20 protein-coding genes are annotated in these 21,551 nt (G+C 67.6%); 8 read left to right on the top strand and 12 right to left on the bottom strand.

All coding sequences use genetic code 11. The annotated features are described in order from the left end of the window. Window positions 1-77 precede the first annotated feature (77 nt). Window positions 78-1,163: a PA0069 family radical SAM protein gene (locus ACMX37_RS07080; protein ID WP_483148152.1), complete on the top strand. Its 1,086-nt coding sequence runs from the start codon at window positions 78-80 to the stop codon at window positions 1,161-1,163. Window position 1,164: 1 nt separating this feature from the next. Here the strand turns inward: ACMX37_RS07080 and ACMX37_RS07075 are convergent, their stop codons facing one another. The 3 genes from ACMX37_RS07075 to ACMX37_RS07065 are packed head-to-tail and all read right to left on the bottom strand — an operon-like array spanning window position 1,165 to window position 3,717. Continuing rightward, window positions 1,165-1,602 (bottom strand): DUF1330 domain-containing protein, encoded by a 438-nt coding sequence (locus tag ACMX37_RS07075; RefSeq protein WP_483148151.1) that lies wholly within the window; start codon window positions 1,600-1,602, stop codon window positions 1,165-1,167. Beyond that, the gene (locus ACMX37_RS07070) at window positions 1,599-2,108 is read right to left on the bottom strand and encodes a GNAT family N-acetyltransferase (RefSeq protein ID WP_483148150.1); all 510 of its coding nucleotides are present in this window, start codon (window positions 2,106-2,108) and stop codon (window positions 1,599-1,601) included. The genes ACMX37_RS07075 and ACMX37_RS07070 overlap by 4 nt, the downstream gene beginning before the upstream one ends. A gap of 1 nt (window position 2,109) precedes the next feature. After that, window positions 2,110-3,717, bottom strand: coding sequence for a long-chain fatty acid--CoA ligase (locus tag ACMX37_RS07065; RefSeq protein ID WP_483148149.1), 1,608 nt, complete (start codon window positions 3,715-3,717; stop codon window positions 2,110-2,112). 251 nt (window positions 3,718-3,968) lie between these two features. Here ACMX37_RS07065 and ACMX37_RS07060 point away from each other — a divergent pair, with 251 nt between their 5' ends. Together ACMX37_RS07060 and ACMX37_RS07055 are read left to right on the top strand one after the other, a co-directional pair. Beyond that, window positions 3,969-5,102 carry an OmpA family protein gene (locus tag ACMX37_RS07060; protein WP_483148148.1) on the top strand — a complete coding sequence of 378 codons (1,134 nt, stop codon included), beginning with the start codon at window positions 3,969-3,971 and terminating at the stop codon, window positions 5,100-5,102. Window positions 5,103-5,255: 153 nt separating this feature from the next. After that, on the top strand, window positions 5,256-6,401 hold the full coding sequence (locus ACMX37_RS07055; RefSeq protein ID WP_483148147.1) for an OmpA family protein: 1,146 nt from the start codon (window positions 5,256-5,258) through the stop codon (window positions 6,399-6,401). Window positions 6,402-6,465: 64 nt separating this feature from the next. Here the strand turns inward: ACMX37_RS07055 and dnaE are convergent, their stop codons facing one another. From dnaE to ACMX37_RS07030, 5 genes are read right to left on the bottom strand one after another with little or no spacing between them, the layout of a single operon-like run. Next, a complete protein-coding gene (gene dnaE, locus ACMX37_RS07050; protein ID WP_483148146.1) occupies window positions 6,466-9,966 on the bottom strand; it encodes a DNA polymerase III subunit alpha in 3,501 nt (1,166 codons plus the stop codon). A gap of 60 nt (window positions 9,967-10,026) precedes the next feature. Next, on the bottom strand, window positions 10,027-10,506 hold the full coding sequence (locus ACMX37_RS07045; RefSeq protein ID WP_483148145.1) for a glutathione peroxidase: 480 nt from the start codon (window positions 10,504-10,506) through the stop codon (window positions 10,027-10,029). A gap of 19 nt (window positions 10,507-10,525) precedes the next feature. Further along, window positions 10,526-10,813 (bottom strand): hypothetical protein, encoded by a 288-nt coding sequence (locus ACMX37_RS07040; protein WP_483148144.1) that lies wholly within the window; start codon window positions 10,811-10,813, stop codon window positions 10,526-10,528. Between the two features lie 55 nt (window positions 10,814-10,868). Further along, window positions 10,869-11,546 (bottom strand): ABC transporter ATP-binding protein, encoded by a 678-nt coding sequence (locus ACMX37_RS07035; protein WP_483148143.1) that lies wholly within the window; start codon window positions 11,544-11,546, stop codon window positions 10,869-10,871. Continuing rightward, window positions 11,539-12,777 carry a lipoprotein-releasing ABC transporter permease subunit gene (locus tag ACMX37_RS07030; RefSeq protein WP_483148142.1) on the bottom strand — a complete coding sequence of 413 codons (1,239 nt, stop codon included), beginning with the start codon at window positions 12,775-12,777 and terminating at the stop codon, window positions 11,539-11,541. The genes ACMX37_RS07035 and ACMX37_RS07030 overlap by 8 nt, the downstream gene beginning before the upstream one ends. A gap of 206 nt (window positions 12,778-12,983) precedes the next feature. On the opposite strand from ACMX37_RS07030, the gene purF reads away from it, so the two are divergent. The 3 genes from purF (at window position 12,984) to ACMX37_RS07015 (ending at window position 15,689) form a co-directional block, all read left to right on the top strand. Next, entirely contained in the window at window positions 12,984-14,483 is a 1,500-nt protein-coding gene (purF, locus tag ACMX37_RS07025; protein WP_483148141.1) for an amidophosphoribosyltransferase, read from the top strand. A gap of 6 nt (window positions 14,484-14,489) precedes the next feature. Continuing rightward, a complete protein-coding gene (locus ACMX37_RS07020) occupies window positions 14,490-15,209 on the top strand; it encodes an SDR family NAD(P)-dependent oxidoreductase (protein WP_483148140.1) in 720 nt (239 codons plus the stop codon). Between the two features lie 132 nt (window positions 15,210-15,341). After that, window positions 15,342-15,689 (top strand): PilZ domain-containing protein, encoded by a 348-nt coding sequence (locus ACMX37_RS07015; protein WP_088914472.1) that lies wholly within the window; start codon window positions 15,342-15,344, stop codon window positions 15,687-15,689. A gap of 19 nt (window positions 15,690-15,708) precedes the next feature. Here ACMX37_RS07015 and ACMX37_RS07010 read toward each other — a convergent pair whose 3' ends face one another. From ACMX37_RS07010 to ACMX37_RS07000, 3 genes are all read right to left on the bottom strand, one after another. Further along, window positions 15,709-16,896 carry a serine hydrolase domain-containing protein gene (locus tag ACMX37_RS07010; RefSeq protein ID WP_483148139.1) on the bottom strand — a complete coding sequence of 396 codons (1,188 nt, stop codon included), beginning with the start codon at window positions 16,894-16,896 and terminating at the stop codon, window positions 15,709-15,711. 67 nt (window positions 16,897-16,963) lie between these two features. Continuing rightward, window positions 16,964-18,355, bottom strand: a complete 1,392-nt coding sequence (locus ACMX37_RS07005; protein WP_483148138.1) for a cryptochrome/photolyase family protein — start codon at window positions 18,353-18,355, stop codon at window positions 16,964-16,966. Between the two features lie 138 nt (window positions 18,356-18,493). Further along, on the bottom strand, window positions 18,494-19,453 hold the full coding sequence (locus ACMX37_RS07000; protein ID WP_483148137.1) for a metal-dependent hydrolase: 960 nt from the start codon (window positions 19,451-19,453) through the stop codon (window positions 18,494-18,496). A gap of 122 nt (window positions 19,454-19,575) precedes the next feature. Here ACMX37_RS07000 and ACMX37_RS06995 point away from each other — a divergent pair, with 122 nt between their 5' ends. Continuing rightward, on the top strand, window positions 19,576-20,526 hold the full coding sequence (locus tag ACMX37_RS06995) for an alpha/beta hydrolase (protein ID WP_483148136.1): 951 nt from the start codon (window positions 19,576-19,578) through the stop codon (window positions 20,524-20,526). Continuing rightward, window positions 20,523-21,005: an RNA pyrophosphohydrolase gene (locus ACMX37_RS06990; protein ID WP_483148135.1), complete on the top strand. Its 483-nt coding sequence runs from the start codon at window positions 20,523-20,525 to the stop codon at window positions 21,003-21,005. The genes ACMX37_RS06995 and ACMX37_RS06990 overlap by 4 nt, the downstream gene beginning before the upstream one ends. Window positions 21,006-21,010: 5 nt before the next feature. On the opposite strand, the gene ACMX37_RS06985 is transcribed toward ACMX37_RS06990, so the two are convergent. Beyond that, window positions 21,011-21,511, bottom strand: a complete 501-nt coding sequence (locus tag ACMX37_RS06985; protein WP_483148134.1) for a tetratricopeptide repeat protein — start codon at window positions 21,509-21,511, stop codon at window positions 21,011-21,013. Window positions 21,512-21,551 lie beyond the last annotated feature (40 nt).

Below are 21,551 nucleotides of genomic sequence, written 5' to 3'. Positions count from 1 at the left end.
TTCGTCACGTCATAGCGGTGCGCTTGCCGATCAGCGCGGTGGACATGGGACTTGGCAGACGGGCTTTTGTTCCGTAAATGTTCCACGTGAAACATTCGCCGATCAAGGGGCGCGGTGCGCAATCGGGGCAGGTCCCCACCCGCTTCGGACTGGCCGAGCGCGAGATCGACGGCGACTGGCGCGACCATGTGGCGACACTGGACGGCCCGCCGGTGAAACTGCACACCACAGTCACCGAGGAGCGCCCGAAGTCGATCCTCACCTTCAACCAGTCCCCCGACGTGCCCTTCGACCGCTCGATCAACGCCTATCGCGGCTGCGAGCACGGCTGCGTCTACTGCTTCGCGCGGCCAACCCATGCCTATCACGATCTGTCACCCGGCCTCGACTTCGAGACGAAGCTTTTCGCCAAGCCGGAAGCGGCCGCTCTGCTGCGCAAGACATTGGCGAAGAGGGGTTATTCGCCGAGGCCCATCGCGCTCGGCACCAACACCGATCCCTATCAGCCGATCGAGCGCGACTGGCGGATCACGCGCCAGATCCTCGAAGTGTGCCGCGAAACCCGCCATCCGGTGACCATCACCACCAAGTCAGACCGCGTGCTGGATGATGCCGACCTGCTGGCAGAGATGGCCCGCGAGAAACTGGTGGCCGTGTCGATCTCGGTGACGAGCCTCGATCCCGTGCTGTCGGCAAAGCTCGAGCCGCGCTGTGCCGCGCCCGCCAAGCGGTTGGCGGCGCTGGGAAAGCTGGTGGAACGGGGCGTGCCGGTACACTGCTCCTTGTCGCCCGTCATCCCCGCGATCACCGACGAGTTCATCGAAGGCATCATTGCCCGCGTGGCGGAACTCGGGGTGCAGAGCGTCGGCTGGATCCCCTTGCGCCTCCCCCACGAGGTCGCCCCGCTGTTCCGCGAATGGCTGGCGGTTCACTTCCCCGAGCGGGCGGGCAAGGTGATGGGGATCGTCCGCGAGATGCGAGGGGGCCGCGACAATGATCCCAACTTCCACAGCCGCATGAACCCGCAAGGCGTGTGGCCCGACCTGATCCGCGCGCGGTTCCGGGTGGCGTGCAAGAAGGCGGGGATCGGCAAGCACCGCTTCGAACTCGATTGCTCGCGGTTCCAGGCACCGGAGGCGGGTGGGCAGCTCAGCCTGTTCTAGATCACCCGAAGCCCTCGCCGACCTCGCCCGGGGCGAAGCGCACCAGGCGGCTGTCGACCAGCGCGGCGCTGCGGTTGACGACGGCCTTCTGGTAATCCGGGTCCTTGATCATCGCGAAGAACGCCCCGGCGTTCGGGTATTGGGCGATGAAGGCGTCGTGCCAGCGCTCGCCCTCGGGGCCGGTCACCACGGTCTCGAACCGCCCGCGCCACAGGATCTGACCGCCGAGCCGCCGGAAGATCGGGCCGCTGGTGATCCCGTATTCCTCGTAGGCGCGCCGCCCGCTCCAGCCCTTGCCGGCGTGCTCGTGGCCCTCGGGATATTCGGCGAGATCCCGATAGAGCAGCATGTTGAGCATGTTGATCGGCGTGTCGCGCGGCAGGTCCTTGAAGGCTTGGAAGTTGACTGGCGATGGGTCGATATAGGTTTCGCAGGTCATGGGTTCGGTCCTCCTCCCGTGAGGTCGCATTGCATGTAGACGGTATCGAGCAAGCGCCCGAACTTCCTCCCGACATTGCGCATCCGCCCGGCGTGGACGAAACCGCAGCGGGCGTGGAGCGCGACCGAGGCCGGCTCGCCGCCGCCGATGACCGCGATCAGCTGCTGGAACCCGCTCGCCCGTGCGGCCTCGATCAGCGCGGGCAGCAGCACGCTGCCGATCCCGCCCCCGCGCGCGTCGTGGGCGACATAGATGCTGTCCTCGCAGGTATGGGCATAGGCGGCGCGGTCGCGGAAGCGGGCGGCATAGGCATAGGCGACCACCCCGCCTGCCCGCTCGGCGACGAGGAAGGGGAAGCCGCGCGCGGCGAAATCGGCGAGCTTTTCGGCCCAGGCGCCCGCATCGGGAGCGACGGTATCAAAGGTCGCCGTGCCGTTCGCCACGTGCCAGGCATAGATTGCGGCGATGGCCCGCGCGTCTTCGCAACGCGCAGGCCGGATCGTCACATCAGGCAAGCGTGTAGTCCGCAAAGCGGTCGCGCAGGTCCTTCTTGCTGATCTTGCCGGTGGCGGTGTGGGGAATGTCGTCAACGAATTCGACGGCATCGGGCAGCCACCACTTGGCGATCTGGGGCCTCAGGTGCTCGATGATGTCCTCGGACGTCACCTCGGCCCCGGCCTTCTTGACCACGAACAGCACCGGGCGCTCGTCCCACTTGGGGTGGTATATCCCGATGCAGGCCGCCTCGGCGACGCCAGGGTGGCCGCAGGCGGCGTTTTCCAGCTCGACCGAGCTGATCCACTCGCCGCCCGACTTAATCACGTCCTTGGTGCGGTCGGTGAGCTGGAGCGTGCCGTCGGGGTGGAGGATGCCGACATCGCCGGTGTCGAACCAGCCGTCATTGCCGACCGCGTCCTGCTCCGCCTTGAAGTAGCGCCTGATGATCCACGGCCCCCGGATCTGGAGCGCGCCGGAGGTCTTCCCGTCGCGCGGCAGTTCGGTGGTCATGTCGTCGAGCGCCACGGTGCGCAGCTGCACGCCGAAGATCGGGCGGCCCTGCATCGCGGTCTTCTCGACCTTCTCCTCGAGCGTCAGCTGGTCCCAGTCCCAGGTCGGGCCGCCGACCGTGCCGATGGGCGAAGTCTCGGTCATGCCCCATGCGTGCTGGACGCGGGTGCCGTTCTTGAGCAGCCGCTCGATCATGAAGCGCGGTGCGGCCGAGCCGCCGATGGTCGCGGCCTTCAAAGGCGGCAGCTCGAGCCCGTTGGCGTCGCAATACTGGAAATGCGCCAGCCACACGGTCGGCACGCCCGCGCTGTCGGTCACGCCCTCGCGGATCATCAGGTCATGCAGCACCGCCGGATCGTTCACGGCGGAGAACACGAACTTGATCCCCGCCATTGCGCCAGCATAGGGCAGGCCCCAGCTCGCCGCGTGGAACATCGGCACGACCGGCAGCATCACCGAAGCCGCGCTGAAGTTGAAGGCCGCGGATTGCAGCCCGGCGAGCGCGTGGAGAACGGTCGAGCGGTGCTCGTACTGCACGCCCTTGGGATTGCCGGTGGTGCCCGAGGTGTAGCAGATCATGCAGGGGTCGGTTTCGCCCCCGGTCACCCACTCAAAATCGCCGTCCTCGGCCGCGATCCAGTCCTCGAAGGCCGGGGCGTGAGCGCCGCTATCGTAGCAGATGTAGTGCTCGACCGTCGGCCAGCGGCTCTTCATGCGGTCGACGATCGGCTGGAAGGCCGCGTCGTAGCACAGCACGCGGTCCTCGGCGTGGTTGACGATATATTCGAGCTGGTCGTCGAACAGGCGCGGGTTCACCGTGTGGAGCACACCGCCCATCCCCGCTACGCCATACCAGCTGACGAGGTGGCGCGAATGGTTCATCGCGAGGCTCGCGACCTTTTCGCCCGGCTTGAGGCCCAGTCGCTGCAATGCCTGCGCCATCTTCAGCGCGTCGCGGCGGATGCCCGCCCAGTCGGTGCGCGTCTCGCTGCCGTCGGCCCAGCGGCTGACGATCTCGCGTCCGCCCGCCTCGCGCGCGGCGTGATCGATCACCGCGGTGACCCGCATCGTCCAGTCCTGCATTGCCCCGAGCTTGCCTGCGGCCATGTTTCATCTCTCCTGCGATTGCGTGTGGGTCCGCCGCGGTCGGTGCCGGGCGGTTCGGCCCGTTCATGCCTCTGGCGATACCGATTGGCAATCGCTTCGCCCAACGGCGGGCACGATTCGCCGCGAGCGGTTGAACCATTTGCATCTCCGCAGGCTTGAGCCTGCCGTCAACGGACCGGACTTCCGGCCGGTCCGGCGACGCCACGGCCTGCTGACCCAGCGGGTGGACACGAATGCAGGGAAAACAAGAAATGAGAAAAGCAGCATTTCTGCTCGTCGGCGCCGCGACGATCATCGCAGTGCCTGCTCAGGCGCGCGACGGCCGGGTCTATGCCGGCATCAACGGCGGGATCGTCTTCGAGGACCAGGCGGAGATCGAGAGCGAGCCCTTCCGCAGCGACACGCCCGGCAACCGCGCCCTCGTCAACACCGGCACGGGCTGGGAGGTGGACGGCGTCCTCGGCTACGATTTCGGCTGGTTCCGGCTCGAAGGCGAAGCGGCCTTCAGGAACCAGGACCACGACACGCTGATCATCACCAGCGCCAACAGCCTTCCCGGCCTCGTTCCGGGCCGCCGGTTCGGGCCGGACAGCACCCAGAAGACCTATAGCGGGATGCTCAACCTCCTGCTCGACTTCGGCAATGACGACGGCCTCCAGTTCTTCGTCGGCGGCGGTGCCGGCATCGCCCATGTCGATTTCGAGTTGAGCACGCCGGAAACGGGCCTGCTCGCAAACGACAGCGACACGACCTTCGCCTATCAGGGCCTCGCCGGCGTGCGCTACGCGCTCAGCGACAACGTCGATCTGGGCGTGAAGTACCGCTATTTCAGGGCCGACAACGTGAATGTCGACGGCTTCGGCGGCAATCCGCTCGAGATCGCGCTGGAATCGCATTCGGTTCTCGGGAGCCTGATCTTCAATTTCGGTGGACGGGCCGAGCCAGCGCCGGTCGCGGCACCCCCGCCCCCGCCGCCTCCCCCTCCGCCCCCGCCGCCGCCCCCACCGCCTCCGCCGCCGCCGCCGCAGGCGCAGTGCAACACCGGGCCCTACATCGTCTTCTTCGACTTCGACCGGTCGGACATCGGTGCGGAGGCCGCCAGCGTCCTCAACAATGCCGTCAGCGCCTATGCCAATTGCGGCAATGCGCGGGTGATGCTCGCCGGACACACCGACAAGGCGGGCAGCGCGCAGTACAACATGGCGCTGGCTGGCCGCCGCAACGAGGCGGTGCGCAGCTACCTGACCGGGCGCGGCATTCCGGCCGGGCAGATCAGCGGCGAGGCCTTCGGCGAGAGCCAGCCGCGCGTGCCGACCGCCGATGGCGTGCGCGAGGCGCAGAACCGCCGGGTCGAAGTGACCTACGGTCCCGGATCGGGGATGTAGTCGAGGCCGCAAGCCCCGCCATCCCGGACAGGTGCCGGCATCATCCGCCGCCGATCCCCACCTAGGTTGGGGCCGGCGCGGGCCGGGCCTGTCACACGCGCGAAACAGGATGTGCCTAGCTTCATCCGGAACCCAAGAAGAGGGACAAGACCCATGAAAAGAACAACAATCTGGCTCTGCGGAGCGGCCGCGATCATCGCCGCTCCGGCGCAGGCACGCGAAGGCCAGCCCTACATCGGCATCAACGGCGGCGTCAGCCTCAAGGATCAGGTGACGCTCGACATCGATAACGACCGCGCCGACGGCCGCCTGGAAAGCGCCGCGATTGCCGATACCAAGCTCGGGATCGATGCCGATATCGTGGTCGGTTACGATTTCGGCGCTTTCCGGCTCGAGGCCGAGGGTGGCTACAAGCGCAACGGCTATGACCGCCTGACCGTGGTGAATTCCGCCATCCTCCCCGGCGGACTCACGGTTGCACCGGGCACTGTCGTCCAGAACGAGGAAGACCTCGAGATCTGGAGCGGCATGGTCAACGCCCTCGTCGAGTTCGGCAGCGATGACGGCTTCCAGGTCTTCGGCGGCGGCGGGGTCGGCATTGCCCGGCTCAATCTCCCCGTCGAGGTCGCGGGCGTCGGGACGGTGATCGACGACGGCACCACCGATTTCGCATGGCAGCTGCTCGCCGGTGCGCGGGTCGCGCTGTCCCGCAGCGTCGATCTCGGGGTGAAGTACCGCTATTTCGTGATCGACAACTTCGAGATCGAAGCCGCCAACGGCCGCGATCTGCGGGCGGACTATTCGTCCCACTCGATCCTCGCGAGCCTGACCTACAACTTCGGCGGTCAGGCGGCACCCGCACCGGTCGCGGCACCCCCGCCGCCGCCGCCGGCCCCGCCGCCGCCTCCCCCGCCGCCTCCGCCCCCGCCTCCGCCGCCGCAGGCGCAGTGCAACACCGGGCCCTACATCGTCTTCTTCGACTTCGACCGTTCGGACATCAGCCCCGAAGCGGCGAGCATCCTCAACAATGCCGTCACCGCCTATGCCAATTGCGGCACGGCGCGCGTGATGCTGGCGGGCCACACCGACAAGGCGGGGAGCGCGCAGTACAACATGGCGCTGGCCGGTCGCCGCAACGAGGCTGTTCGCGGCTACATGGTCTCGCGCGGGGTTCCGGCGGGCCAGATCAGCGGCGAGGCCTTCGGCGAGAGCCAACCGCGCGTGCCAACCGCCGATGGCGTGCGCGAGGCGCAGAACCGCCGCGTCGAAGTGACCTACGGCCCGGGTTCGGGGATGTAAGGCTTACCGCCCGATGCAATGAAACAGGAGGGGCCGGAGCGATCCGGCCCCTTTTTCGTGGGCCTCAGGCAACCAGCCTGAGATTGCCGCGCTTCTTGAGGGGCACCAGCGCAACGCGGGAGATGCCCTCGACCGCAGCGAGCCGTTCGGCGAGTTCGCCGGTCAGCACGAAGCTGCGGCCCAGCCGCATCTCGGCCTGCCCGCCATCGGCCAGCGCCAGCCGCACCACCACCTCGCCCGCTCCGGTGGGCCGCTCGCCGCGCGCCGCCGAAAGCTCGATCTCGAGTTCGCGCAGGGCCTCTGCATGGGCGATGTCGGCGGTCAGTTCCATTGCCGTCGACCCGCTGACCGCCGCCAGCGGTCGCGCGCCGCGCACCGTGAGGCGCGGCGGTTCGTCGGGATTGGGCGAATCCAGTTCCACCGTCAGCAGAAGGCACTCGCCCGCCTGCGCCCAGCGTTCGAAATCGGGCACCAGCGCCTCCTCGAAGCAGGCGGCGGAGAACTGCCCCGATGCGTCGGAGAAATCCGCTCGAACGAAGGTGCCGCCCTTGCGGGTGCGCGCCTTGGTGATGCCTTCAACCAGCACCGCCATCACCGCCGACCCGCGCCCGCCCACCGGCGCCCCGGCCTCCATCAGGCTCTGATAGGTCCGCGCGCCGTTGGCCGAGGCAACATCGCGGTATTGCGCCACCGGATGGGCGGAGAAGTAGAAGCCGAAATTCTCGCGCTCCTTGGCCATGCGGTCGGTGCGCGACCACGCTTCGCAGGGCTGAAGGCGCAGATCCTCGGCAGGTCCCGCATCGCCCCCGAACAGGCCCGCCTGCCCGCTGCTGCGTTCGCGGATCGCGGCATCCGCCACCGCCATCAGGTGCTCGGCATTGGCAAACAGGAGCGCGCGGTCGGGCTCGAGCGCATCGAGGGCGCCGGCGCAGATCAGCCCCTCGAGCTGGCGGCGGTTCATGGTGCCCTGCGGCAGCCGCTCGAACAGGTCCTTGAGGCTGGCGAAAGGCCCATTCGCCTCACGCTCGGCGACGATCGCTTCCATTGCCTTCTCGCCGACATTGCGGATGCCCGCGAGCGCGTAGCGCACGGCATAGCCGGTGTCGGTCTGCTCGACGGTGAACTCGGCCTCGGAGGCATTGATGCAGGGTGCCAGCACCTCGACCCCGCCGTGCCCGTTCGGATAGCGCCGCGCATCGTCGACAAAGACATTGAGCTTTTCCGACTGGTGCATGTCGAAGCACATCGAGGCGGCGTAGAACTCTTCCGGGTAATGCGCCTTCATCCATGCGGTCTGGTAGGCGAGCAGCGCATAGGCCGCCGCGTGCGACTTGTTGAAGCCGTAGCCGGCGAACTTGTCGATCAAGTCGAACAGCTCGTTGGCGCGCTTGGCTTCGATGTCGGAGACCGCCTTGCAGCCCTCGACAAAGCGGCCGCGCTGGGCGTCCATCTCGGCCTGCACCTTCTTGCCCATCGCGCGGCGCAGCAGGTCCGCGTCGCCGAGCGAATAACCCGCGAGCACCTGGGCGGCCTGCATCACCTGTTCCTGGTAGACGAAGATCCCGTAGGTCTCGGCGAGGATGCCTTCCAGCTTGGGATGCGGATACTCGATCGGCACCACGCCCGCCTTGCGCTGGCCGAACAGCGGGATGTTGTCCATCGGGCCGGGGCGGTAGAGCGAGACGAGCGCGATGATGTCGCCGAAATTGGTCGGCTTCACCGCCTTCAGCGTCCGCCGCATCCCTTCGGATTCCAGCTGGAACACGCCGACCGTATTGCCTGTCTGCATGAGGTGGTAGACCTGCGCGTCGTCGAGCGGCAGCGCGCCGAGGTCGATGGCGATCCCCCGCTTCTCCAGCAGGTCGACCGCCTTCCTCAGCACCGACAGGGTCTTCAGACCGAGGAAGTCGAACTTCACCAGTCCGCTTGATTCGACATATTTCATGTCGAACTGCGTCACCGGCATGTCCGAGCGCGGGTCGCGGTAGAGCGGCACCAGTTTCGCCAAGGGCCGGTCGCCGATCACCACGCCCGCCGCGTGGGTCGAGGAATTGCGCGGCAGGCCTTCGAGCTGCATCGCGAGGTCGACGAGGCGCTTCACCTCCTTGTCATTGTCGTATTCGCGCTTGAAGTCCGCCGCGCCGTTCAATGAGCGCGGCAGGGTCCAGGGGTCGGTCGGATGGTTGGGCACCATCTTGCACAGCCGGTCGACCTGCCCGTAGCTCATCTGCAGGATGCGCCCGCAGTCGCGCAGCACCGCGCGGGCCTTGAGCTTTCCGAAGGTGATGATCTGCGCGACGTGATCGCCGCCATACTTGCGCTGGACGTAGCGGATCACCTCTCCGCGCCGCGTTTCGCAGAAGTCGATATCGAAGTCGGGCATCGAGACGCGTTCTGGGTTGAGGAAGCGCTCGAACAGCAGGCCCAGTTTGATCGGATCGAGATCGGTGATGGTGAGCGCCCAGGCCACCGCCGAGCCCGCGCCGGACCCGCGCCCCGGGCCCACCGGAATGCCCTGTTCCTTGGCCCACTTGATGAAGTCGGCAACGATCAGGAAGTAGCCGGGGAAGCCCATCTTCACGATCACGTCGATCTCGAACTCGAGGCGGTCGAAATAGACCTTCCGCTCCTCCTCGGTGAGATCGGGATAGGCGGCGAGGCGCGCTTCCAGCCCGGCGCGCGAATCCTCCGCCAGCATCCGCGCCTCCCCCGCCAGATCGCCTGCAAGGCTCGGCAGGATCGGCTTGCGATAGGGCGGCGCGAAGGCGCAGCGCTGGGCGATGACGAGCGTGTTGGCCGTCGCCTCCGGAAGATCGGCGAAGGCCTCCTCCATCATGCTCGCCGACTTGACGAAAGCCTGCGGGTTGGAGCGCGGACGGTCCTCCGCCTCGATCTGGGTCGAATGGGCGATGCACAGCATGGCGTCGTGCGCCTTGTGCATGTGCGGTTCGGCGAAGTTCGCGGGGTTGGTGGCGACCAGCGGCAGATCGCGGGCATAGGCGAGATCGACCAGCGCATCCTCGGCCCGCTCGCAGACCGGATCGCCCGCGCGCGCCAGTTCGATGTAGAGGCGCCCGGGGAACAGCGCCTCCAGCCGCTCGGCGAGACGCTCGGCGGCCTCCTGCTGCCCTTCAGCGAGCAACCGGGTGAGCCCGCCCTCGCCCGCGCCGGTGAGCGCGATCAGGCCGTCGGTGCGGCCCTCCAGATCGGCGAGGGTCACATGCGGATCGCGCTCGAGCGGACGATCGAGATGGGCTGCCGAGACGAGGTGGCACAGGTTGTCGTAGCCCGCATCGTCCTGCGCGAAGAGCGGCAGGTAGTCGACCGTCCCGCGGGTCTCGTCCCGCGCGACGCCAAGCAGCGCGCCGATGATCGGCTGCACGCCCTCGCCCTTGCAGGCGGCGGCGAAGGCCATGATGCCGTAGAGCCCGTTGCGGTCGCAGATCGCGATCGCCGGAAAGCCGCGCTCCTTCGCCAGCTTGGCGATGTCCTTCGGATCGATCGCCCCTTCGAGCATCGAATAGGACGACATCACGCGCAGGGGGACGAAGGGGGCGAAGGGCATGGGCGGGAATATGCGCACATGCCCCGTCAGCGCCAAGAGGCGCTTCCACAGGAAAGTCGGCTAGAGCAGCGCCTCGATATCCCTGGCGATGGCCGCGGGGGTGTCGGTCGGGCCGTAACGCTTCACCACCTTGCCGTCGCGGCCGATCAGGAACTTGGTGAAGTTCCACTTGATCGAGGTCGAACCCATCAGCCCCTTCTTCTCCGACTTCATCCAGTCGTAGAGCGGCGAGGCATTGGCGCCATTGACGTCGATCTTGGCCATCAGCGGGAAGGTGACGCCGAAATTGACCTTGCAGAACTCGGCGATCTCGTCGGCGCTGCCCGGCTCCTGCGCGCCGAACTGGTTGCAGGGGAAGCCCAGCACCTCGAAGCCGCGATCCTTGTAGGTCTGGTAGAGTTTCTCCAGCCCGTCGTACTGCGGGGTGAAGCCGCATTTGCTGGCGGTGTTGACCACCAGCAGCACGGTACCGAGCTTGCTCGACAGGTCAAGCGGCTCGCCCCGGTTGGTGGTGACGGTGAAATCGGCAATCGTGGTCATGCAGCCCCCGCTGGTTGGATCAACCGGGGTCTTGTGCGGGAAAATCGGGGCGGCTGGCAAGCGCCATCGCTTCCTCGGCGCTGTAGATGCGGTCGCCGGCCTTCTCGATGACGTAGCCCTGCCGGTCCTCCTCGGCGAGCAGGGCGATGCGGCGGATCATCTCGGCGAAGGTCCCGCGCAGCAGCACGATGCCGCCGCCGCCGAGCCTGTCGCTCTGGTCGGCGGAGACGATCCGCGCGCGGTCGTCCCATGCGTGTTCGCCCGAAGGATTGGTTTCGCTGCCGAAAGTGCTGGGATGGTCTGACATCGATAGGGCCTCCTTGCCGGGCATCCTGCGCCGCGAGAATGCCATGCGACCTAATCTAGATCAGCACGCCGTCCTTGAGGCGCACGACGCGGTCCATCCTCGCTGCAAGGCGCTCATTGTGCGTGGCGACCAGCGCGGCGCTGCCCTCGCCCCGCACCAGCTCGAGGAACTGGGCGAGCACCGCATCGGATGTGTGCTCGTCGAGATTGCCGGTCGGCTCGTCGGCCAGCACCAGCGTCGGCCGGTTGGCGAGCGCGCGGGCGACCGCGACGCGCTGCTGCTCCCCGCCCGAGAGCTGGCTGGGACGGTGCGTCAACCGCGCCCCGAGCCCGAGGCTCGAAAGCAGGCTGTCCGCCCGCGCCTCCGCCTCGGCGCGGGGCGTGCCGAGGATCATCTGCGGCATCACCACGTTCTCGCGCGCGTCGAAGTCGGGGAGGAGATGGTGGAACTGGTAGACGAAGCCGAGATGCTCGCGGCGCAGCGCCGTGCGCTCGTCCCCGGCGAGGTGTTCGGCCTGCTGGCCGGCGATGGTGATCGAACCCTCGAACCCGCCCTCGAGTAGCCCGATGGCCTGGAGCATGGTCGACTTGCCCGAGCCCGAGGGGCCAAGCAGCGCGACGATCTCGCCCGGCATGATCGCCAGATCGACCCCGCGCAGCACGTCGATGCGCTGCCCGCCCTGTTCGAAGGAGCGCCTCAGGCCGTGAAGGCTGACGATCGGCCCGCTATTCATAACGCAGCACCTGCACGGGATCGGTATTGGCTGCCTTGAAGGCCGGGTAGAGCGTGGCGAGGAAGCTCATCGTCAGCGCCAGCATCACGATCCCGAACACCTCCCACGGATCGGTGCGAGAGGGCAGCGTGGAGAGGAAGCGCACCTGGGGATCCCAGATCTCCTGTCCGGTGGCGAAGGCGATGAAATCGACGATCGGTTCGCGGAAGAACAGCACCACCGCGCCGAGCAGAAGGCCCGCCATCGTGCCGATCGCGCCCACCGTGGTGCCGGTGGTGACGAAAATCTTGAGCAAGGACCGCCGCGTCGCGCCCATCGTGCGCATGATCGCGATGTCGCGGGTCTTGGCGCGCACCAGCATGACGAGGCTCGAGAGGATGTTGAACGCGGCGACCAGCACCATGAAGCTGAGCGCGAAGAACATCGCCACGCGCTCGACCTGCAGGGCCTCGAACAGCGCCGAGTTCATCGTCTTCCAGTCGGCGATCACCGCGCGGCCCGTGAGCCGCTCGGCGACGGGGGCGAGGATTTCGCCGACGCGGTCGGGATCGGTCACGGTGACCTCGATCTGCGCCACCGAATCGCCCATCAGCAAAAGCTGCTGCGCATCGGCGAGCGGGAGCATCACGAACTTCTCGTCGAAGGTGAAGATGCCGACCTCGAAGATCGCGCCGACCTCGTAGGGCACCTGGCGGATGGTGGTGCCGAAGGGGGTGGAGCGGCCCGCGGGATTGATGATCGTGATCGTGTCGCCGACGCGGATGCCGAGGTTCTGCGCCAGCCGGCTGCCGATCGCGACCTTGCCCGATCCCCTGCCGAGCGTGCGGATGTCGCCGAGCAGCACCTTCTCGCCCAGCCCGGCGATGTCCTTGTCGGACTGGCCGCGCAGGAAGATCGCCTCGACATTGCCGTTGAAGCTCACCAGCAGCGGCTTCTCGATCATCGGCGAGGCTTCGACGACGCCTTCGGTCTTCTCGAGATTGGCGAGAACGCTCTGCCAGTTCTCCAGCCGGCCGCCATAGGCCTGCACCACGGCATGGCCGTTGAGGCCCGTGATCTTGTCGAGCAACTCCCCGCGAAAGCCGTTCATCACGCTCATCACCACCACCAGCAAGGCGACGGAGAGCGCCACCACGCCCACCGAGATGCCGGCGACCAGCGCAATGAAGGCCTCCCCCTTGCCGGGCCAGAGGTAGCGCTTGGCGATCATCCATTCGAAGGGGGAGAGCATGGGTGCGAGGAGGTGCCCGTTGTTGGCTGAATGCCGCCTGTAGTGCGGCAATGCCGCCCCCGCAATAGCTGCACCCGCGACCGCCTGTCACACTCCGGTCGGCAAAAAGGCGGGCACGCCGGGCCTGCTTGCCCTTGTAATTGATCCGTCACATCGCCATTGGGGCGGTGCACCGCAGGGGCCAACTTTCCGGGACTAGTCTGGTGATGCCGACGACACCGCTCAATGTGACCCACCCCTTCCTCGATGCCGATGGCGACAAGCTGCGGGAGGAATGCGGAATCTTCGGCGCGATCCGCGCCAACGATGCCGCCGCCACCACCGCGCTCGGGCTCCACGCACTGCAGCACCGCGGGCAGGAAGCGGCCGGGATCGTCAGCTTCGACGGGCAGGAATTCTACGCCAGCCGCGGTCTCGGCCATGTCGCCGAGAACTTCTCCTCCTCCGAGGCGATCGCCGCCCTGCCCGGCCACATGGCCGCCGGCCACGTGCGCTATTCGACCACCGGCGGATCGGGCCTCAGGAACGTCCAGCCGCTCTATGCCGATCTCGCCAGTGGCGGCTTCGCCGTGGCGCACAACGGCAACATCTCCAACGCGATGGCCCTGCGGGCGGACCTCGTCAGCAAGGGCTCGATCTTCCAGTCGACTTCGGACACCGAGGTGATCATCCACCTCGTCGCAACCTCGCGCTATCCCACCATCGCCGACCGGCTGGTGGACGCGCTGCGGCTGGTCGAGGGCGCCTATGCGCTCATCGTCATGACACCCGAGGGCATGATCGCCTGCCGCGACCCGCTCGGCATCCGTCCGCTGGTGATGGGCCGGATGGGCCCGGAAAATGGCGGCGCGATCCTGTTCGCCTCGGAAACGGTCGCCTTCGACGTGGTCGGCGCCGAGCTGATCCGCGAGGTCGAGCCGGGCGAGCTGGTGCTGGTCGACTTTGCCGGCGATATCCGCTCGGTGCGGCCCTTCGGCAGCCCGGCCCCGCGGCCCTGCATCTTCGAACACGTCTATTTCAGCCGCCCGGATTCGGTCTTCGCCGGCCGCTCGGTCTACGAGGCGAGGAAGGCGATTGGCACCCAGCTCGCCATCGAGGCGCCGTGCGAGGCCGACCTCGTCGTGCCCGTGCCCGACAGCGGCGTCCCCGCCGCGATCGGCTTTGCCCAGCAATCGGGCCTGCCGTTCGAGCTCGGCATCATCCGCTCGCACTATGTCGGGCGCACCTTCATCCAGCCGGGCGACGGCGCGCGCCATTCCAGCGTCAAGCGCAAGCACAACGCCAACCGCGCGCTGGTGGAGGGCAAGCGCATCGTGCTGATCGACGATTCGATCGTGCGCGGCACCACCAGCCTCAAGATCGTCGAGATGATGCGCGAGGCGGGCGCCAAGGAAGTCCACTTCCGCGTCGCCAGCCCGCCGACGGCGCATTCCTGCTTCTACGGGGTCGACACGCCCGAACGCTCCAAGCTCCTCGCCGCGCGCATGGAGCTCGAACCGATGCGCGAGTTCATCAAGGCCGACAGCCTCGCCTTCATCTCGATCGACGGGCTCTACCGCGCGGTCGGCAAGGAGAAGCGCGACAAGGCCTGCCCGCAGTTCTGCGACGCCTGCTTCACGGGCGAATATCCGACCTCGCTCACCGACCTCGCGCTCGCCGAGGCCAAGAGCGCCCAGCTTCCTTTCGCTGACCCCAAGGCTGCCTGACCCGCCATGACCGAAACCACCGCCAAGCCGCTTTCCGGCCAGACCGCGCTCGTCACCGGCGCAAGCCGCGGCATCGGTGCCGCCACCGCCAAGGCGCTCGCCGCCGCGGGCGCGCACGTCATCCTCGTGGCGCGCAAGGTCAAGGCGCTGGAGGCGGTCGAGGACGAGATCCACGGCCTCGGCGGCACCTCGACCATCGCGCCGATCGACCTGACCGAGCCCGACGCCGTCACCCGCCTCGCGGGCGCGATCGCGGGGCGCTGGCAGACGCTCGACATCATGGTGCTCGCGGCCGCCTACCTGCCCGAACTGACCCCGGCCTCGCAGATGGAGCCGAAGCAGTTCAACCAGGCGCTGCTCACGAATGTCGTGGCGACCCAGGCGCTGATCGCCGGGTTCGACCCGCTGCTGCGCCGCGCCGCGGCGGGGCGGATCATCGGGCTCACCAGCTCGGTCGGTGCCACCCCGCGGCCCTACTGGGGCGCCTACGGCGCGACCAAGGCCGCCTTCGAGAACCTTCTCGCGACCTACGCCGCCGAGGTCGAGCGCCTGTCGCCCTTGCGCGTTGCCATCATCGATCCCGGCGCGACCCGCACCGAGATGCGCGCGCGCGCCTATCCGGGCGAGGATCCCGAGACGGTCAAGCCGCCCGAGGTGGTCGCCGACCGGCTCGTGGCGCTGCTCGCCCAAGGCTTCGACGGGCTGCACCGCGAACGCATCGGCTGACCGGCGCAAGGCAAGGTTACCGCGCCGTTTACCTTGATCGCACACCTGTTCTTAAGGCTCATGGGCGCAGACCTGCGCGCGGACCAATCCGCCCCCGTGAGACCGCAGGCTTCGATTCCAAGGTAGACAGCGATGCCGCTGAATTCTGATCCCTATCGCGCCGCCGCGCAGGAAGACCGTTGCAGTCCGCGCACGCGGCTGACGATCCCTGCGACGCTGCGTGCCTCGGGGGGCCGCGCCTTCCAGAGCGTGGTCCACGACCTGTCGATCTCGGGCTTCTCGGCCGCCTCGATCAACCGCATGCACGAAGGCCAGATGTGCTGGCTGACCCTGCCCGGGCTCGAATCGCTCCAGGCCGAGGTGGTGTGGTGGGACAACTGCATCGTCGGCTGCGCCTTCTCCGAGCTGCTGAGCCCGATCGTGCACGACAACATCCTGCAGCGTTACAGCAATGTCGGGGTCTACCGGCAGGTGATCTGAGGCATTCCCGCCGCCGGGTTTACCTGACCTCGGCGGCGACCTTGCGGCTCAGATCGAGGAACTGGCCCCGCATCGGGCCGCCGCTCGCCTGTGCCCAGTTGCCGACATAGGCAAAGACCACCTTCCTGTCGGGGAAGATCGTGATCCCCTGCCCGAAGATCCCCTGCGCGCCATAGGTGCCCTGCGGGTAGGTCCACCACTGGTAGCCATAGCCGAAGCCGCTGTCGCCGAAATCGACCGCACTGCCGGTCGCCTCGGCGAACCAGCCCTCGGGGACCGTGCCCCTGCCGCCTTCAAGCGCGAACTGCCCCATGCGGGCATAGTCCGCCAGCGTGATGGACAGGCAGCACCCGCCGATGTTCCCGCCGCGCGGATCGACCATCCAGAACAGGTCGCCGGCAAAGCCCGCCGGATCGACGATCTTCGCCTTGGCATATTCGGCGAGCGGCTTGCCCACCGCATTCTCGACCAGGAGGCCGATGAGGTTGGTCTCGCCTGTCTTGTAGACCCACTTCGCCCCCGGCTCCGCCTCGCGCGGCAGCGCCTTCATCTGGGCGACGATCGCCTCGGGGCCATACTCGACCACGAAGCGGTTCATCTGGGCAACGTCGGACCTGGGATCGGTGTAGTCCTCGTTCCACTTCACCCCGCTCGTCATGGTGGCGAGCTGCTTCACCGTCACGCCCTCGTAGGCCGACCCGGCAAGGCCCGGGATATACTTGGTCACCGGATCATCGAGGCTGGCGATATGCCCGTCCTTCACCGCCGCGCCGAGCAGGGTCGAGGTGAAGCTCTTGGCGACCGAGAAGCTGGTCCAGCGGTCCTTCGGCCCCAGCCCGAGACCATATTCCTCGTGCACCACCTTGCCGTCGACCAGCACCATCACCCCGGCGGTGCCGGTGGATTTCATCAGCGCCGTGATCTCGGCCTGCAATCCGGCCGACAGCGCCTTGCCCCTCGGCAGCGCGCGCGGATTGGCGGCGGCGGGGACTTCGTGGCCGGCGAACCACTGCTCCATCGCCCGGAAGCGTTCGGCCCGCTGGGCATCGGTCCAGAACAGCACCTGGAGTTCGGCCTGATCGCGCCCCGGAGGCTGCACGAGCCGCGCGACCGGAGCCTCGGGCCCCTGCTCTTTCGCGCCCGCGCCGCCTGCTGCCAGCAGCACAGCCAGCGCCAGACCCGAAACCGCGCCCTTTACCACACCCATCTCTCACCCTCCGCTTGTCTTGTGAGCGGGTGCATAGGCGCACGCGGGCGGCGCGGGCAAGCCCTCCTCAGCCCTGCTTGATCGTCCGGAGCGCCGCCAGCGCCCGCTCGCGCGCGGCCTTGTGGGGGACGATCTTGCGCGGATAGCCTGCGGGCCTGCGGCCGAACTCCTCGGGATCGTGGACGTAGGGCTCCTCCAGCCCCTTCAGTTCGGGCACCCAGGTGCGGATGTAGCGCGCCGCGTCGAATTTCTCGGACTGCGAAAGCGGGGCCATGATCCGGCTGAACATGTTGCTGTCCACCCCTGTTCCCGCCGTCCACTGCCAGTTGGTGGCGTTGGAGGCGTAGTCGGCATCGCATAGCGTGTCCCAGAACCACTTTTCCCCTTCGCGCCAGTCGATCAGCAGGTGCTTTATGAGAAAGCTCGCGGTGATCATCCGCACCCGGTTGTGCATCCACCCGGTCTGCCACAGCTGGCGCATCCCGGCATCGACGATCGGATAGCCGGTGCGGCCCTGCTGCCATGCCTTGAGATCGCGCGCAGCGGCTTCGTCGGTGGCCGGATCGCGCCAGGGGAAGCGGTCGAAATCCTCGCGGTAGTTTTTCGTGGCATAGGCGGGGAATTGCAGGACCGCATTGGCCGAATAGTCGCGCCAGATCAGCTCGCCCTCGAAGGTGCGCCAGCCGACAGACGAGCGGTCCTTGAAGCGGTGCCAGATCTGGATCGGCGAGATTTCCCCGAAATGCAGGTGCGGCGAGAGGCGCGAGACCTTGCCCACCGAGGGGAAATTGCGCTTGTCCTCGTAGTCGTCGACATCGGCTTCCCATGCGGCGAGGCGCCGGTGGGCGGCCTCCTCACCGACCTCCCAGAACTCGCGCATTCCGCTTGCCCAGTCGGGCTTGGTGGGCAGGAGGTTCCACGCGGCGAGATCGTCCGAGGCGGGCCAGTGCGAGGGGGCTTCCAGCTTTTCGGGCACAGGAAGTTCGGGGCGCGGCGGGAACTCGGCCCGCACCGCGCGGCTGAAGGGCGTGTAGATCTTGTATTGCCCGCCGGTGCCGGTGGTGATGGAGCCCGGCGGCATGAGGTAGTTGCCGTGGTGGAGCTGGAGGTCGACGCTCTTCGCCAGCTTGCGCTCGGCATTGAGCCACCAGGGTTCGTAATGGCAATTGGCGTGGATGGCTGCGGCGCCGACCTCAGCCGCTAGCTTGGTGAGCACCTCCACGGCTTCCCCGCGCCGCAGGATCAGGCGGCTGCCGTTGGCCCCAAGGCTCTTGGCGAGGCTCGCAAGCGAATGATGCAGCCACCAGCGCGAAGCCCCGCCATAGGCGTGGTGCTTCGGGCTCTCGTCGTCGAGGACATAGACAGCGATAACGGGGCCAGCCTTGGCGGCGAGGTAGAGCGCGGGATTGTCGGCCAGGCGCAGATCGCGCCGCAGCCATACGATTTGAGGGGAACTCAAAAATTACCTCCGTTCGCCCTGAGCCTGTCGAAGGGCTGCACTTCTTTCTCACCCTCGGTCCCGAAGAAAGGACGGCCCTTCGACAAGCTCAGGGCGAACGGGTGTGGGGAGGTAATGCGCCTGACCCGATGTCGGTTCCTAGTTCAAGGGCTTGCACCGCACATCCGGCAGCGCCAGACTGAACCTGTCCCCCACGCGCGGGTCGGTGAAGCGCGCATCGCGCAGCACCACCGAGCCATCGGGCGCGCGGGTGAGGAAAGGCGCACGCGACCAGAAAAGGAAGGCGTCGAGCTGCGAATTGGTGCGGCGGGCCTCGGTCAGGTCGGGGAGCGTGCACATCTGTTCGTCGATCGGATCGAGTGCGGCATCGTCTGGGCCGATTGCGCGGCGGACGAACCAGCGGCCCTCGCCACCAAACAGCACCTCGCGCGCAAGAGGATTGAGTGGCACGGGGCTGCCGATGCTAGCGGCCTCGCCCGGCGGAAAGCCTCGCATCTGCGCGTATAGCGCGCCGTTCGCTTTAGCTGTGTGAGTGATCGCCCCATTCATCCCAATGTAGCCCAGCACCGCCACAATCCCCACTCGCGCAGCCCGCACCCAATTGCCTCCCGCCTTCTCCCGCCGCCGCGACCACCACAGGCTCGCGACCAGCAGCGCCCACAGCCACGGGTCGATGATGAACAGGGTGTCGCCGTAGAACCATTGCGAGGAAAACGGCTCCAGCAGCCGGATGCCGTAGACGTTGAGCCAGTCGACGAAGGGGTGACTGAGGCAGCCGACGAAGGCCATCGCGTAGAGCCAGCCGAAGCGCACCGGCAGCCGCGCCTTGGGCCGGGTGCCGCGTTTCGTCTGCCAGCGATCCCAGCCCCACAATATCCCCGCCAAAATCAAGGGCAGCAGCACCAGCGCGGGCGGGCCGTGAGTGATGCCGCGGCGGAAGGCTAGATGCTCGGTGCCCTCCAGCCAGAAGAAGCACGCCGCGTCCACGTCCGGCAGGTTCGCGCCGATGATCAGGGCAGGCATCGCTAGCCCGGTCGTGCGCTTCAGCCCCGCCTGCCCCAGCACCGCGCCGACCAGGCTATGTGTCAGATTGTCCATATGTTTCGAGGCTAGCGCGCCGCTTTGCCCAAGGGAACCGCAAATGCGACTGGAAATCGCGCTTGGAAGTTGGGGGCGCCCTCGCCTATCGCATCGCCGCAAGACCAAGGGAGAGAACCACGATGACCGACGCGCCATTCATCCGCCCCGACATGAAGGCCTTCCTCGACATGATGGCGCAGGTGAACGGGCCCAAGCTCGTCGACATGACGCTGGAAGAGGCGCGCGCGTCATACGTGGCGATGCACAACCTCGCCGATCGCCCGGCGCGCGACCTCGCCGTGATCCGCGACCTCGCCTGCCCCGGCCCGGCGGGGGACATTCCGCTCAGGCTCTACGATGCGCGCGAAAACCGCGATGGTGCAACACCGGTGATCGTCTTCTACCACGGTGGCGGTTTCGTGATCGGCGATCTCGACACGCACCATGCGCTGTGCACCGAAATCGCGGCGCTGATGGATCTGCCGCTGGTCGCGGTCCACTATGCCCGCGCGCCCGAAGCGCCCTTCCCCGCCGCGATCCTCGACTGCGAGGCGGCTACGCGCTGGGTGGCGGGCAGCCCCGCCGAACTCGGCCTTGCCGCAAGCGGCATCGTAACCATCGGCGACAGTGCCGGGGGCAATGCCACGGTGGTCGTTAGCCAGCTTCTCGGGGCCAATCCAGCCGCCGTGCCGGTTCTCCTGCAAGTGCCAATCTTCCCGCTGGTCGAGGACGCCATCGGCTCGGCAAGCATGGCGGCCTTCTCGGAAGGCTTCCTGCTGACCGCCGACACGATGGGCTTCTTCGACGCGGCCTATGGCGCCGACCGCGCCGACCCGCGCGGGTTCCCGATCCTTGCCGATCACAGCAACGCCCCGCCCACCATCGTCGTCACCGCCAGCCTCGATCCGATCCGCGATTCAGGCCGCGCCTATGCCCGCGCGCTGGTCGATGCGGGCCGCGACGTGGTGTTCCTCGAGATGCGCGGGGTCACCCACTCCTTCACCAACCTCAGGCAGATGGTGCCGAGCACCCAGAAGGACCTCGAACGCGTGATCGCCGCGATGCGCTTCATGCTGGAGAACCCCGCATGATCGATCCCGAGACCCTCCCCTATCGCCCCTGCGCGGGCTTCATGCTGTTGAATGCCGAGGGCCTCGTCTTCGTCGGCCAGCGCATCGACCCCACGGCCCACGGCTACTGGCAGATGCCGCAGGGCGGGATCGACAAGGGCGAGGACATCCGCGCCGCCGCTCTGCGCGAGCTCGAGGAGGAGACCGGGATCGCGGAAGGCCTCGTCGAGGTGATCGCCCCCGCATCGCGGCCGCTGCTCTATGACCTGCCGCCCGAGCTGCTGGGCAAGGTGTGGAAGGGGAAATATCGCGGGCAGGCGCAGCACTGGTTCCTCGGACGGTTCCTTGGCGAGGACGCCGACGTGAACCTCGAGGCGCACGATCCGCCCGAATTCAACGCATGGCGCTGGATCGACCCGGGCCTGCTGCCCGAGGTGATCGTGCCCTTCAAGCGGGCGGTCTACGAGGCGGTGCTGGCGGAGTTCAGGGACCTGATCTGATTCGGTCAGTTCGAGGTCGGCCCGCCGTCGGCCTTGCTCTCGACCGCCAGCCGCGCCGGAACGCCACGCGCGATGGTCGATTGCAGCGCCACCGTCTCGGGGCACTGATCGCCGCACAGCGATTGCAGCTTGGCGAGGTTGCGCTTCGCCTTCTCTACCGCGCCCTTCTCGACCAGCGCCGCCCCCTCGCCCGAGATCGCGGCGAAATTGCCCGGATCGCGCTCCAGCGCCTCGCGGTAATAGCGGATCGCCTTGCCCTGCAGCCCGCTCTGGCGCGCGGCTTCGGCGAGGTCGATGAAGATCGGGGTGTAGGCCGGGTCGACTGCCAGCGCGGCCTCGAAGGCGTCCACCGCCGCCTGGGTCTCGCCCGCGCTGAGCGCCGCCTGCCCCTGCGCGATCAGCGCCGCCGCGCGCGGATCGGGCTTTCCGACGGCGCCGGCGCTGGTGATGCTCGCAGTGATCGCGAAACAGAGCGAGAGAGCGGCAGCAGCGGGCGCGAAACGCATCAGGAGCTCCTTCAGGGCGTGAGTCCGGGAACCGGGAGGC

This window comes from Porphyrobacter sp. THAI-01a (assembly GCF_056868655.1).
Note: the sequence above shows the minus strand (reverse complement) of the source record. Positions and strands in the feature narration are given on the sequence as shown.

Excerpts from the sequence above, each read along its gene's own strand:
- ACMX37_RS07010 (WP_483148139.1), bottom strand. The coding sequence starts at position 16,896 with ATGGGTGTGGTAAAGGGCGCGGTTTCGGGTCTGGCGCTGGCTGTGCTG.
- ACMX37_RS06995 (WP_483148136.1), top strand. The coding sequence starts at position 19,576 with ATGACCGACGCGCCATTCATCCGCCCCGACATGAAGGCCTTCCTCGAC.
- ACMX37_RS07030 (WP_483148142.1), bottom strand. The coding sequence starts at position 12,777 with ATGCTCTCCCCCTTCGAATGGATGATCGCCAAGCGCTACCTCTGGCCC.
- ACMX37_RS07040 (WP_483148144.1), bottom strand. The coding sequence starts at position 10,813 with ATGTCAGACCATCCCAGCACTTTCGGCAGCGAAACCAATCCTTCGGGC.
- ACMX37_RS07020 (WP_483148140.1), top strand. The coding sequence starts at position 14,490 with ATGACCGAAACCACCGCCAAGCCGCTTTCCGGCCAGACCGCGCTCGTC.
- ACMX37_RS07055 (WP_483148147.1), top strand. The coding sequence starts at position 5,256 with ATGAAAAGAACAACAATCTGGCTCTGCGGAGCGGCCGCGATCATCGCC.
- ACMX37_RS07075 (WP_483148151.1), bottom strand. The coding sequence starts at position 1,602 with ATGACCTGCGAAACCTATATCGACCCATCGCCAGTCAACTTCCAAGCC.
- ACMX37_RS07060 (WP_483148148.1), top strand. The coding sequence starts at position 3,969 with ATGAGAAAAGCAGCATTTCTGCTCGTCGGCGCCGCGACGATCATCGCA.
- ACMX37_RS07015 (WP_088914472.1), top strand. The coding sequence starts at position 15,342 with ATGCCGCTGAATTCTGATCCCTATCGCGCCGCCGCGCAGGAAGACCGT.
- purF (WP_483148141.1), top strand. The coding sequence starts at position 12,984 with ATGCCGACGACACCGCTCAATGTGACCCACCCCTTCCTCGATGCCGAT.
- ACMX37_RS06990 (WP_483148135.1), top strand. The coding sequence starts at position 20,523 with ATGATCGATCCCGAGACCCTCCCCTATCGCCCCTGCGCGGGCTTCATG.
- ACMX37_RS07065 (WP_483148149.1), bottom strand. The coding sequence starts at position 3,717 with ATGGCCGCAGGCAAGCTCGGGGCAATGCAGGACTGGACGATGCGGGTC.
- ACMX37_RS06985 (WP_483148134.1), bottom strand. The coding sequence starts at position 21,511 with ATGCGTTTCGCGCCCGCTGCTGCCGCTCTCTCGCTCTGTTTCGCGATC.
- ACMX37_RS07000 (WP_483148137.1), bottom strand. The coding sequence starts at position 19,453 with ATGGACAATCTGACACATAGCCTGGTCGGCGCGGTGCTGGGGCAGGCG.
- ACMX37_RS07080 (WP_483148152.1), top strand. The coding sequence starts at position 78 with ATGTTCCACGTGAAACATTCGCCGATCAAGGGGCGCGGTGCGCAATCG.
- dnaE (WP_483148146.1), bottom strand. The coding sequence starts at position 9,966 with ATGCCCTTCGCCCCCTTCGTCCCCCTGCGCGTGATGTCGTCCTATTCG.
- ACMX37_RS07045 (WP_483148145.1), bottom strand. The coding sequence starts at position 10,506 with ATGACCACGATTGCCGATTTCACCGTCACCACCAACCGGGGCGAGCCG.
- ACMX37_RS07035 (WP_483148143.1), bottom strand. The coding sequence starts at position 11,546 with ATGAATAGCGGGCCGATCGTCAGCCTTCACGGCCTGAGGCGCTCCTTC.